Below are 12,612 nucleotides of genomic sequence, written 5' to 3' on the forward strand. Positions count from 1 at the left end.
CCAATATCTATGCCGAAATCAATCTGGAAACAAAGGCGCGGGCGCTGGCGACATGCGAAGTGGAAGGCGTTGCCGAAGGACAAAATCAATGGCGCGACCAGCCCGACCTGATGGCCTTCCTCCGCACACTGTAGCCGAATAATATGTGCTGTTCGATTTCCGCAAAGACGCTGCCTTGGCCTCGTTGGTAATCGAGCAGCACATATTTTTTTCCGCACCATACTCGTTGTTATGGGCTCGAGCCCATAACAACGAGAAAGGCCGGGTGGAAAACGGCGTCGGTTACGTCAAAAAAAATCTCCTCAACGGGCTCGAGCTCGCCGGGTTCAGCGCGATCAACCCCGCGGCCCGACTCTGGCTCGATACCATTGCCAACGTACGCATCCACGGTGAAACGCACCAGCGCCCCGTCGATCTGTTCTCGGTCGAACAGGCCCATCTGAAACCGCTCAATCCGTTACCCTACGACGTCGCCCGCATCGTGACGCAGCGGGCGAGCAGTCAGTTTCGCGTGGCGCTGGACACCAACCACTATTCCGTGCCGGCCCAGTACGCAAGCACGCGCGTGACGCTCAAGGCCTATCCCGAGCGGGTGTGTATTTACCACGACAACCTGCTGATTGCCCGACATGTGCGTAGCTACGATCGTCATCAGGATATCGAGGACCCCGAACATCCGAAGGTATTACTCGCGCAACGCCGCCATGCTCGCGAACAGCGGCTCATGCTGCGCTTCCTGAGTCTGGGCCCCCACGCTCAGGCCTATTACGAAGGGCTCGAGCAACGGCGTACCAATGCGCGGCAGCACGTGCGCAAGATCGTCGCGCTGAGCGAGATCTACGGCATCGAGGCCGTCGGGCGTGCCATGCAGGATGGGCTCGCGTTCCACGCCTTCAGTTGCGAGTACATCGCCAACATCCTCGAGATGAAAGCCCGGGATCTACCCGAACCCGGCGCACTGCACCTGATCCGCCATCAGGACTTGCTGGACATCGAACTCGCGCAACCGGATCTCTCGCGCTACGGACCGGAGCAGTCCCATGACAAAAGCTGAACGTAACACCACCACTGCGCAGCAGACCGAACTCGCCATCGATCCGTTGCGCACGCAGCTCGCGGCACTGCACCTGAGCTACGTGCTGCAGCATTACGAAGCGCTGGCCACCGAGGCCGCAGCACAGCACTGGTCGCACGTCGACTATCTGGCCCACCTGATCGAAGGGGAAGCGCATCGTCGCGAGGATCGCAGCATCGCCCGGCGGGTCGCGCTCGCCCGCTTCCCGGTGCTCAAGACGCTCGATCAATTCGAATGGAACTGGCCCAGCAAGATCAATCGACTGCAGATCCAGAATCTGTTTCGCCTGAGCTTCATCGAAGAGCGGGCCAACGTGATCTTCCTCGGCGGCGTCGGGCTCGGCAAGAGCCACTTGAGTATCGCGCTCGGCCATACCGCCTGTCTGCGCGGCTACTCTGTGCTCTTCGCCACCGCGGTGGATATCATCAACTCGGTGAACGCCGCATACGCGCATGGCGGGCTCAAACGCGAACTGCGCCGCTACGTCAAACCGCGCGTCCTCATCGTGGACGAGCTGGGATATTTACCCATCGACAAACAGGGCGCCGACGCGCTGTTTCAGATCATCAGTCAGCGCTATGAGCATGGCGCGACCATCATCACGTCCAATCGTGCGTTTAAGCACTGGGCCGAGATCTTCAACCACGACAGCACGCTGACTTCCGCGCTGCTCGATCGCGTCCTCCATCATGCCGAGACCATCGTCATCGAAGGCAAAAGCTATCGCATGAAAGACCAGCCCGACCCTGAGCCCGCCACCTGATCACCTCACCATGGTGAGTTTCAAACCGTCCGTTTTACGTGAATTTGAGGCCGCCGCTAACAGCTGTCGAGCGTCGTGAATCGAACACCAGAAACACCGGTGGTGAGCACGCGATGTTGGTCGTCGCGCCCCCCGTTGTGGCGCGAACGTCAGGAGGCTGCCTACTTCCACTGAAATCGGGCTTGAGACGAATTAAAACTATCAACCGTTTCTCGTCACCCCGTGCGACTGCCCGTTACCAGGACGGCCGACTGCGCCCTGTGGGTCGGGCTCGCCCGGACGCGTGAGACGGCAGCCGACCGATAGCGGTCATTTGTGGTGCAGCCGAAAGTGGACGCCCGCCTATCCATGGGGCTTGGTAATCGATCGCGCAACTGGTCCAGCAGCGGATGGGAGTCAAAGGAGACCTTGCGTGATTTGTCGGTTCTGTTACCACTGCACATAATTACAGTGTGTTGCCGGGAATCGCGGCAATCAAGCGGTTCGAGGGTCGAACAGGCTTTCGTGTTAAATCGCAGGCCGCCATGTCAATTTGGCATTTTGTGATTTATAACAAGTTAGGAGGCACAACCAACAGTCGTCGCATGCTTGCCGCGATTCAACGTCAGGCACTGCAATCAGAAGGAGACGAAACATGAGGTGGGCGACCGTCACAGAATTGAATAGCCTCATTCCGCTGCCCGCCGGGTATGCGTTCGAGCAGTTGAGCCGCAGCCAAATCCCAGACCTCACAACGAAAGTCCAGCAATGGCACCCAGACATTGGGATTGGCGCTGGCAGTTGCTACATCCCAGAACAGTTCTATCTCGACAAGACCTCCCTTGCGAATGAGGCTGAACGGGATGTCTACGTCCTATTGATCAAGTTCGCCGGCGAGATCGTTGGCATGTGGTCTTACGAGCGTGAGCCCGATGCCCTGTCGATCTATGGGCGACTATTGATTGTGGCGCCGGAGCACCGTGGCTCAAGGGTGGCCCTTAGCTGTATGTCCGGTACTGAGCGCATCTGTCGTACCTGCGGAGCCGAGTTCGTCTACACGGTGGCGACCCTGAAAGTACCGCACATGCAGGTTGCGTTGGAACGCCCCGGACGAAGGCGCTGTTCGAGCTGATGTTTCCGACCTCCACAACATAGGCAAGACCTGTGCGTGCCGTTGGCGACATCCCGGCTAATCCTTCCATCGAGGGACATCCTCCAGCAGGCTTCGCCTGCTTCCGTCCGCCCCTCATGTCAAACGTTAGGGGGCATACCAATGAGCCCATTTTGACGAGCGATATCTTGACGGTATTGGTAGTAACTGCGTCTCTTGCCTTCGCCGCCACTCCGGAGCGGTCCAAAGGCATCTCTGTACACATGCCGCCCAAGAAAGTTGCAGAACTCGGTGCCAAGAAATGGGGCTTTCTTGTTTCGTACGCTGAATATCTCAAGCTCGAGAAAGAGCGACCAGTGCTTCAGTCGACTTCCGAGGTCCTAGGCGCCGCCGCCAAGCTAACGTAACTGAGGGATGGGATCCATGAAACGTTTCAAGAAATTTCTCGAGGTAACGCTGGTTTTCCTGGTCGTTCTGTGGACGGGCTGTCTCGACGCTCAACAGCGTGGAGCCGGCTCGCAAGCGGCTTCCGGAGCTCCAAATCCCTATGTGGCACCGTTCGGAGTCCCTCTGGCGCCCCCGATCTACCTCGTAAACTTCTTGCTCCTGTACTTTGCGAATCCCGAAATTGCCGCCTACATGCCCGCCTACAGGGTGCCGCTCCCTCAAGAGGTCTACGACTGCCTTTTTACTGCTGTCGAGAATTCCTACAGCTGCCCTTACGATGAGATGGCGCAATACTTTGCCGCGCAGGCCGTCGCGAGTGGAGGCAGTCAAAACAAGGACGCTTCATGGCCGCCCTCTTGCCAGACGAACCCGAGATGGGCGAACCTGGCGCCGCCTCAATACCGACAGCCGGATCAGATCAACCAGCCATTGGGGAGGAAGAACGCGGACAAGATCGCGCAGCTCTTGGGCGTCGACCAAGGGATGATCCTGACCGATGAAGAATATGCATGCATGATCGGGACACCTCCCAGAGATGTCGCCCAGGAAATAATCTTCGCTTGCTCACTCGACCTCACCAATTCGACGGGAAATACGGACCTTCCCCTTTCGAGTTACGGACTGTATCTCAGTGAAGGAGACGTCCGCAGCAATTGCGCCCCTAACGCGCCCTGTCTCGAGTTCAATGCGCTGTTCGCCGGCCCATTGGAGTCCATTGCCGCGAGGTGCGGATTCGCGGATAAGTTAGCGCGCTTGTTCACCCAAACACCGATGCTCGAGTTCATCGGTGAAGGCCACGATTGCCAGAAGAAGTGGATGCCTTCGTGCATCGCCGAAGCCGCTTGCCCGGGCAATGGCGGCCAGTCGAACAACAGCTGCGCGCCCTCTCTCAAAGTTGCCCAGTAGCTTGGCAGCTGGAGCTGCCCGTCGATTTTCGTCGGCGCTGCCCTATGGCCACATAGCATAGATTCCTGGAGGTCAAGGTACCAGCTAGCGTATGCGCAGGCAGTTTGCTGGGCGGCAGGCATTAATCGTCGTCCTCATCATGCTGACGATGTTTCCAGCCCTTGTGCCAGCCATTGTCGTGCCATTGCCGGCGGTCCCTGTACTCGCCCTCATATCCGTGGTCGTAGGCAACGGGCGCTTGCGCGTACACGACGGGAGGCTCCTGATACACGACTGGGGGTCCCTCGTATACGACGGGAGCCGCTTCAAAGACGACGGTTGGCGGCGCTTCATACACGGGAACGTGCCGCGCCGAACGGAGGCGATCCTGCGTGGCGAAATCGGCCGCACGACCAGGCCGCCCCAAAGCAAACTGCGGTGCAGCGAAATCCCGGGAAGGCGCAGCGCCGTGATCGAACGGAGCGGAAGGTGCGTGCCGGGCGATCTCAGCACGGGAAACCGCAGTTCCGCGAGAAGAAGCCGACGATGATGGCGCGCCACGACCGGGCGAAGACGTCTGTCGCTTTGGCGGTGTCGATCGGGTGATGCCGAGCGCCTGCCGCACGCTCGCCATAAAGTGCGACGCCCAATTCCCGCGATTCTGGGGCGCGCCGTTGCCCGCTTTGCCGGGCCGCCCTGTAGCTGGCCGCGGTGCAGCGGAACCCCGGGAAGGTGCCGCGCGGCGTTCGAACGAAGTGGAAGGCGTAGGCGGGGCGAGTTCGGTACGGGCGATTGCAGTTGCGCGAGCAGGAGGTGCGGTTGATGGCGTGACCGGACCGGACGAAGACAATTGTTGCGTCGGCGATGCCGGTCCGGTTATCCCGAGCACCTGCTGTGTGCTCGCCTTCGATTCGATGTAGACGCTCTGGTCATGGTTGGGCCAGACATCATACGTGACGGCACCCACGACCCCGAAGGCCAATGCGCTTGCCGACGCAACCCAAAGCTCGGGGCGTCCGAACCGCGTAAGCGGTGCGGCCGGTACTGGATTAACCGCAAGATTGGCGCCCACAGCCAGGCTACCTGCACCCAGATGCAGCAACCCCGGCTGTCCGGACACGGCGCCAGCCCTCGACTCATTTCGTCTGATCTTTCGATAGACTTTGCTCACACTTGTGTGCAGCCGAGGGAACCTCCTGAAGAGAATGATGAGCGAAACGATCGCGCACATCAGCGTGTTGGCCAGATTCATCCAGAACATCCCATTCGGAATTCCCCGGCTCATTTCGAGGAGCATGAGTGCGAACGTGCCATTGCTGAGAGCCCAGCTTCCCCAGCTGAGCAGACTGTGGCTGCGCACGTCTGCTTCCCTCGCGAGGAGTTTGCCGATGGTCGGAAGGTACGTCAGGATGCGCGCCCCATTCCAGAACAGGAACATCGCGCTAAGTGCCTGGATGTAGAGTTCGTGAGACATCTCGACTCCCTTGCCATGCATGCATGGCGGGCGAGCCACGTGCTCCGTCGCAGGCACCCGGGGTATTTCATGCGAAGCTCCTGTTCAATGAGGAGCGGCACTCGCCGGGATCGCCGGTTGGGGCGGCAGCTCTTGCGTACGCTTGTCAGGCGAACCCGACCGGCGACGCTGCTGAAACGCAGCATGCGCCTGGACACGCCGATTTCAACAGCCCTTTTGCCAGACCTCTGCAAACGGGTGGCACCTGACCGGGTTGCTTGAGCCTTGCGAACCATGCAGCGCGGGACGTGTCTCTGCACCGCGTTGTGGCGAACCTGTCACGAACCACGTGGCGCCGATGCAGGAGATCGATGCGCCGGCTAAACACTTGGGGGCGATGTCCCGTTGCGAAAAACGCAAAGGCCGGCATGTGGTTTCGTTTGACCGTTGCGCATATTCAACCCCTCACTCCACCACGGCAAGGGAGCGCCGTGCAATCCGGAAAGCGTGACGGCAAGCAGTCTCGCGCCGGGCACTGCGATCATCCGCATCGTCTCGTCGCCAACATTGAGTTAGGCTGAAAAGCATGCCGACACCGCGTCTGGCCGCCCGTCCGGTGGTCCGATTTGTCGGCCGCGTGGGTAGCAACATTTTCATAGCTGACTGGCTCATGATAGAAAACTTATCGCAACATCGCTGCTCCCCGTCTTCTATCGCCTATGGATGTGCCGAACAAGCCGGTGAATCCGGGACGTCCCGGCTTTGAAGGTGGACAAGTCGCAAGACCGAGATCGTGCGGACGAGGGCTGCGGCAACTGGTCGTTCAGACTGCCAGGGAAGTCGCAACAACGCTGACGGAAGAACTGACGCAAGCCTTCGGCGAAGCCACACCTGAGCGTTGGGGCGACCTTCTTCCGAAGCCGCACGGCGACGCGGCAAGTTTGCAGCAATGGCTTTGGTCGGTGCCGCTTCGCAATTCGACCCGGCAGATGAGCGAACTCTTTCGCATGATCGCCCACGACGACCGGGGCCAGGCATTGCTTGCCTACGAATGGGCCACGCTCTTCGCGCTGCGTACTGCGCTGCGCAACGGATCGGTCTATGTCGACCACAGCTTCTCGTTCCGTAGCCTCGCTACGCTGCTGATCCCGGCCGATGAATGGCAACGCCAGCGCAACCATTTCTACGGACAGCTGGGTGTGCCGCAGGACCCGAAGGCGTTCCTCGAGCCCATGATCAAACATCTCGACGAAGGCCTGGAGCGTCTGCGCGAAGCGGTCACGCGTGGCGAGGTGCGGGTCGACGATGCCGTTCATCTCGACGCCTTGAAGGCGATCCCCTCCAGGCGGCTGTTGAAGTCCGTCGGCTTGAACCCGGTTTTGGCGTCACCGGTCGCCGACGGTTCGCTTCAGGGCTGCTTTTCCTTACTTTGCGGCGACCGCGGCGGCGGCTTTGCGGATCACGTCGAGCACGGCGCGTGGTTGGGAGAGCATCGGCACATGGCTGCTCGTCAACTCTGTGGTCGTGGCGCCCATGCGCTTTGAGACGAAGCGTTGCAACTCCGGATTGACCGTGCGGTCCTCGGTGGCCACGATGTACCAGCTCGGCTTTGACCGCCAGGCGATACCGTCCAGCTTCTGGTTGAACAGGTCGGCGTCCGGCGCAAAGTGGGTTGCATAGACGACCTCCTGCTCATCAGCAGACAAATCGCCGGCGAAGCACGGGACGCCGCTGCCGGGCTTCAGCCAGACGCGGCCGTCGGCGACGTCGATGTTCTTGAAGACATCGGTCTTGGCGAACTTCTCCTGTTGGCTCTGCGACGTTTCGGTCTCGTCCGGGGCCACGGCTGCGATGTAGACCAGAGCTGCAACCCGGGGGTCCATGCCGGCGTGCGTGATAACGGTGCCGCCGTAGGAGTGGCCTACCAGCACGATCGGACCGCTGACGCGTCCGAATGTGCGGATGGTCGCGTCGACATCGCCTTTCACGGTGTCCAGGCCGTATTGGGCCGCCATCACCTCGTGCCCCTCCGCTCGCAGCGTCGGGATCAGCTTTTGGAAACAGGAGCCATCGGCCCAGATACCGTGGGCGAAAACGATACTCGGCTTACTCATAGCATTCTCCTCTCTTGGGTGTTTGCGGCGGCCGGCGGCAACCGCGGGAAACCCGGCGGCCAAACTGAGGCCGACCGCGCCAGCGAGAACCTCGCGACGGGACTCTCCGGGATTGGGGGCGATAGGGCTGTGCACTGGGAATCTCCTCGGTAGGTTCTCCCGTATATTGCAAATGAAATGCGCCCAAGACTTGAACGGTGTCGAATGCTCGGTTCAACATCGGAGGTGCTCTTGAAAGAACGCCACCGTTCGCGCATTTGCCTGCGACGTGGCTTCAGCGTCGTAATGTGCACCTTGGTGCCGGGCAAATGCGTGCGAGCAGCCTGCATACGTATGGATTTCAACGCCTCGCGGCGCTAATTGTTCGCGGATTGCGATCTGCGCTTGCGGGGAGATGTACTCGTCCAGTTCGCCCAGGTGCATGAGGAGTGGTCCGCTTAGGGCGGAACTCTCGCTGAGAAACTCTTCGGTCCTGCCTCCGTAATAGCAGACACCTGCATCAACGCCGCCTCGTACGGCCGTTAGATAAGTGAGCAATCCACCCAGGCAAAATCCTATTACACCAACCTTGCCCGTGCACCAGATCATGGCCCTCGTCTGGTCCACGGTTGCTTGAACGTCCGCAACCGCTTTATCGATGTCAAGCGCCTGGTAAAGCGCAAATGCTCTTGGCCACTCGGTCTTGTCCGATAGCTGAAGCATAGGTTCTTGACGCCAATAGAGATCCGGGCAGACGGTGATAAAGCCTTTCGTCGCGAGCTCATCGCAGGTCGCGCGGAGGTCCTCGTTGACTCCGAACGCTTCCTGGATGACGACCAGCGCTGGCGCAGGGATTGCTCTCGGCTCTGCGATATATGCGTAGAAAGTCCCGTCCGGCGTAACAATGTCAATGCTGGACCCCATGATGTTCATCCTGGTTAGTTTGTCTTACTGCCAGACACACTCGCCATCCGTGACATAGCTCGTCGCGCGTGTCGACGCCGTGCGTGACAGGAATCTATCCGCCGCTTTGCTGACGCTCGCCTCGGGGACGATTGGCGCTTCGCTAGAAGAAAGATTGCATCAGAATTGAGCAAGACCCTAGTCAAGCGTGGTGAACAGCGGTAAATCCCGGTAAATCAAGGATCAATGCGCGGCACCACGGGCAGTCCAAAATACCCAGGGCGGAATTGTCTCTTAGTTTAACTACCTAACTAATAGCAATTTTGCCTCCCTCATATCGGCGGTGTCGAATCCCTCGGAAAAGCGGGCGTAGGCAAGCGCTAAAAGCTTTTGCGCCTGTCCCTCAAAGCGCTGGTTCTTTTCCAATCTGGCGAGGCTGATGGCAGCGCGTAATTCCCACGACAGCGCTCCTTGTTGTTGCGCCAGAGCGAACGACTTATGAAAATAGTTCTCGGCCGCAGAAACCCCATTGGAGTCTGCTTCGAGCAAGACCAGTTCGCCCTTGACGCGTAGCAGTTCCGGCATGCACCACAGCTCGTCGTTACGCGCGGATTGCGCCAGCGCTTCGTTGATCGCCGCCTGCGCGCGTGCGAGCTCCCCGACGCTTCCCAAGGCCCCCGCATATTCACAGAGCGCCGCCGTGTGATACAGGGCGAATCCGGCTTCGCGAAGTTCATCTATCGCCTGGCCAAGCAGTAGCAATCCTGAGCTGTGATCGCCTTTTCTGAATTGCAACATTCCACTGAAGCATCGTCCCATAGTCTGCCAGAGAGGCAGCTCATGCCGTAGTGAATGTTCGAGTAGCATTGATACGTTGCGTCGTGCTGCTGTCATATCTCCAGTGAGCAATGCAATCGGGCACGCCGCCTGTCCGAGCGCATAACATAGCGAAAGCCCATGCCTCAATGCTTGCGCATCCTCAACGCTTCCTTCGGCCTCATGGGTGGCGTGGTCCGGATACCCTTGCACCCAAAGGATCCGAGAAAGGAACGCGCGTCCCGCAACCGATTGGTCAAACTGAAAGCGAACAATTTGCGCCCGGCTAGTGGATGAGATCGGGCGACTCAGCATGAGATTGAAGTGTCGTCGTGCACCCTGATGCTCGCCTAAGAAATGAAGTGACGTGCCGACCAATCGGTCCCCGATGAACAAGGCCACAGGATCAGTCGTTTTGGCAGCGAGAGTGGAAAATTGTTTTGCAAGCGACAATCCGCTTCGATGGTTGCCGCCCGTGACGCACACAACCCATAGCCCCCACAGTGCGCGTAATCGATAGTCTATGTCTCCGACCTCCTCGGCGATTTCCAGAACCTTGGTCCAAACGGTCCCGGATTCCGGTCCGGGTCCTATGGAATACAACGCCACGCCGAGCGCGGTCAACAACCGCATTTCCTGACGCCTATCCCCGTTCGCGCCACACTTCACGCTTTCGAGCGCCCGATTTACGCGGCTTCGGCACTCGTTCATTAGCGACAAATGTGTCCACAACGATACGGCCTCAATTGTGAGGCTCACGCCGATAACGGCGTCGCCGTTCAGGGAAAATGCCCAGTCCAGCGCTGCGCGAACGTTATCGACATGGGCGCCATAAGCGATTGCCCAGTCCTCGTTGCGCTGCAGGGTAGCTTCCGTGCCCGCTCGCTCGAGCAGAGCCAGATAGTATTCGGCGTGGCTTCGCGCTGACTGGTCGAACTCGGCGTGATCAACCAATTGCTTGCGCGCGTAGGCGGCTGTGGTGTCGAGGAGGCGATAGCGTGCGACTGTCCGGCCTACATCGGCCGAGACAAGCGATTTATCGACGAGGGTAGCGACACCATTCAGGACGTCCGAAGAAGTGACGGCACCGCTTGCTGCGACTTTACTGGCTGCCTCCAGGTCGAAGTATCCGACGAAGATGCCCAACCGACGCAGGAGCACACGCTCGATTTCAGCCAGAAGATCGTAGCTCCAGTCGAGCGTTACCATGAGCGTCTGATGGCGTGGCGGTGCGTTGCGCCAGCCGCTCGTTAACAGGCGAAAACGGTCATTAAGTAGCGTCACTACACCCCGAATGCCAAACGCGTCGACGCGGCTGGCCGCCAACTCGATCGCGAGTGGGTTGCCGTCGAGTTTGCGGCATATTTCGCCGACGAGGGGGGCGTCGATGTCGGTAAGGCGGAACGCACCTATGCGCTCGGAAGTGCGCTCCACAAACAACTGGATCGACGGAAAGGTAAGCGCCTCGGCAGCCGTCAGCGCGTCTGACGCAGCGGGAGTCTTAAGCGGCGGCAGGCGCTGAACACTTTCGCCTGTCACTCTTAGAGGTTCGCGACTGGTCGCCAGAATGTGCAGATCAGCGATACCCTCGAGTAATTGCGACGCCATCATCGCCACCGCAGCGACGACATGTTCGCAACTATCGAGCACGATGAGCATCTGCCTGCCCGTAAGGAAAGCAATCAGGCTCGGAATTGGATTGTCCGAGCGCACGGCAACGCCCAGCATGGTTGCTAGTGCAGTCGGCACGAGCAGATGATCAGTCAATGGCGCCAAATCAACGAAGCCTACGCTGTCGTCCTTTGATGCAACGAATTTGGCAGCGACGGCAAGCGCTACGGTCGTTTTGCCGATGCCCCCCGGTCCGACGATTGTCACGATGTGACTTTCTGACAATTTATTGACGATCGTCTCGACAACGTCCTCGCGGCCGAGGATACGCGTGAGAGGCAACGGTATATGGCACGAGTGTGGGTTGGCTCCAAAATCGGTGGTCGGGAGCGCTGGCCGCTTAGGGTGCACGACTGGAGCGACGAAGATATACCCGCGACCGGGAACATTCACCAGGTATCGATTGCCGTCGCGACTGTCACCCAACGCTTTACGCAGTGCGGCAATATGGACTTTGAGATTACCTTCTTCGACAATGGTATCCGGCCAAACTCGCGCGACCAATTCCTTTTTACTGACCATCTCCCCTGGCCGTTCAACCAAGGCGACCAGAATTTCCAGCGCGCGACTTCCGACGCGAACAGGCTTGCCCCCTTCGAGCAACACGTGTTGCGCCGGAAATAAATGAAACGGCCCGAACGCTATGGCGTCGTCGATCGAAGGGACGGCAGGAGGCACTCGATACCCCGATTTACGAAGCACGCTTCGCAGATCATAGGCCACTTCCAAGGGAACGTGTGCAGGCGGCAATAGCGTGGGCAAACCTGGAACGAGCCACGACACTGGCCAGAGAGTGCGGGGCAGGACTCACCGCGACTGAAGGTCCACTTCTTTCCCGTTGCAAGAAGTGGACCTACTAGCCCGACCCTCGCAAAACGCGAATTACTATGCAGCTTTTGTCATTGGTCCGGACGGGCACAACATCGAAGTGGTTTGCCATCAACCCGAGGCCTAACCCTTCCATCGAGCGGACCCGCGAGGCTAGGCCAATGGTCGCGATCTTCATGATGCTCTCCTTCGAACTGACGCTTGAGATCCCTACTTTGGCATATCCGTACCGCAGGAGAGGGGGCGTCCATTCCATTAACCTGCCTCGGGCACTCGCGGTGGAGATGGCGCCCATTCGCGTCAACCTGGTGAGTCCCGGTTTAGTACGGACGCCGCTGTGGGCCACCATGTCCGAATCTGAGCGCGAGGCACTTTACGCGGCAAGTGGGGCGGCTCTGCCCGTGGGGTATGTCGGCGAGGCGGAGGACCTCGCGCAAACCTACCTCTATTTGATGACCAATCGCTATGCCACGGGACAAACCGTCGTCGTTGACGGCGGTGGCGTGCTGGTCTGATAGCCTGGTGCGGACCATCCGGTCAGGTCTATCAGCGGCACAGGTACTTAGTTGCAATGATGCCGGACTGGCA

At 59.3% G+C, this 12,612-nt stretch carries 10 protein-coding genes and 2 pseudogenes; 8 read left to right on the plus strand and 4 right to left on the minus strand.

What is annotated here, in order from left to right; genetic code table 11:
* Window positions 1-145 precede the first annotated feature (145 nt).
* The 5 genes from GNZ13_RS10630 to GNZ13_RS10650 all read left to right on the plus strand — a co-directional run bounded on the left by GNZ13_RS10630 (window position 146) and on the right by GNZ13_RS10650 (window position 4,281).
* Window positions 146-1,054: a Mu transposase domain-containing protein gene (locus GNZ13_RS10630; RefSeq protein WP_172163312.1), complete on the plus strand. Its 909-nt coding sequence runs from the start codon at window positions 146-148 to the stop codon at window positions 1,052-1,054.
* Window positions 1,041-1,838, plus strand: a complete 798-nt coding sequence (gene istB / locus GNZ13_RS10635; protein WP_172163315.1) for an IS21-like element helper ATPase IstB — start codon at window positions 1,041-1,043, stop codon at window positions 1,836-1,838. The genes GNZ13_RS10630 and istB overlap by 14 nt, the downstream gene beginning before the upstream one ends.
* A gap of 634 nt (window positions 1,839-2,472) precedes the next feature.
* Window positions 2,473-2,949 carry a GNAT family N-acetyltransferase gene (locus GNZ13_RS10640; RefSeq protein ID WP_172163318.1) on the plus strand — a complete coding sequence of 159 codons (477 nt, stop codon included), beginning with the start codon at window positions 2,473-2,475 and terminating at the stop codon, window positions 2,947-2,949.
* A 152-nt stretch (window positions 2,950-3,101) separates the two neighbouring features.
* Window positions 3,102-3,335: a hypothetical protein gene (locus tag GNZ13_RS10645; RefSeq protein ID WP_172163321.1), complete on the plus strand. Its 234-nt coding sequence runs from the start codon at window positions 3,102-3,104 to the stop codon at window positions 3,333-3,335.
* Between the two features lie 16 nt (window positions 3,336-3,351).
* A complete protein-coding gene (locus GNZ13_RS10650) occupies window positions 3,352-4,281 on the plus strand; it encodes a hypothetical protein (protein ID WP_172163324.1) in 930 nt (309 codons plus the stop codon).
* Between the two features lie 121 nt (window positions 4,282-4,402).
* On the opposite strand, the gene GNZ13_RS10655 is transcribed toward GNZ13_RS10650, so the two are convergent.
* Window positions 4,403-5,734, minus strand: a complete 1,332-nt coding sequence (locus GNZ13_RS10655) for a hypothetical protein (protein ID WP_172163327.1) — start codon at window positions 5,732-5,734, stop codon at window positions 4,403-4,405.
* 1,001 nt (window positions 5,735-6,735) lie between these two features.
* Here GNZ13_RS10655 and GNZ13_RS54625 point away from each other — a divergent pair.
* Window positions 6,736-7,047: pseudogene (locus tag GNZ13_RS54625) on the plus strand (Tn3 family transposase); the annotation flags it as partial.
* 90 nt (window positions 7,048-7,137) lie between these two features.
* Here GNZ13_RS54625 and GNZ13_RS10665 read toward each other — a convergent pair.
* From GNZ13_RS10665 to GNZ13_RS10675, 3 genes are all read right to left on the minus strand, one after another.
* Complete coding sequence (locus tag GNZ13_RS10665; protein WP_172163330.1) at window positions 7,138-7,827, minus strand: alpha/beta hydrolase; 690 nt, start codon at window positions 7,825-7,827, stop codon at window positions 7,138-7,140.
* A gap of 213 nt (window positions 7,828-8,040) precedes the next feature.
* Window positions 8,041-8,730: a dienelactone hydrolase family protein gene (locus GNZ13_RS10670; protein ID WP_172163333.1), complete on the minus strand. Its 690-nt coding sequence runs from the start codon at window positions 8,728-8,730 to the stop codon at window positions 8,041-8,043.
* Window positions 8,731-9,012: 282 nt separating this feature from the next.
* Window positions 9,013-11,919: an ATP-binding protein gene (locus GNZ13_RS10675; protein ID WP_328807211.1), complete on the minus strand. Its 2,907-nt coding sequence runs from the start codon at window positions 11,917-11,919 to the stop codon at window positions 9,013-9,015.
* Between the two features lie 139 nt (window positions 11,920-12,058).
* Between GNZ13_RS10675 and GNZ13_RS52190 the strand changes: the two are divergent.
* Together GNZ13_RS52190 and GNZ13_RS10680 are read left to right on the plus strand one after the other, a co-directional pair.
* Window positions 12,059-12,151 (plus strand): annotated as a pseudogene (locus tag GNZ13_RS52190) (VOC family protein); the annotation flags it as partial.
* A 34-nt stretch (window positions 12,152-12,185) separates the two neighbouring features.
* Window positions 12,186-12,539 (plus strand): SDR family oxidoreductase, encoded by a 354-nt coding sequence (locus GNZ13_RS10680; RefSeq protein ID WP_236001935.1) that lies wholly within the window; start codon window positions 12,186-12,188, stop codon window positions 12,537-12,539.
* Window positions 12,540-12,612: the final 73 nt, after the last annotated feature.

Source organism: Paraburkholderia elongata (assembly GCF_013177735.1).
In the GTDB taxonomy this organism is placed as follows: domain Bacteria; phylum Pseudomonadota; class Gammaproteobacteria; order Burkholderiales; family Burkholderiaceae; genus Paraburkholderia; species Paraburkholderia elongata.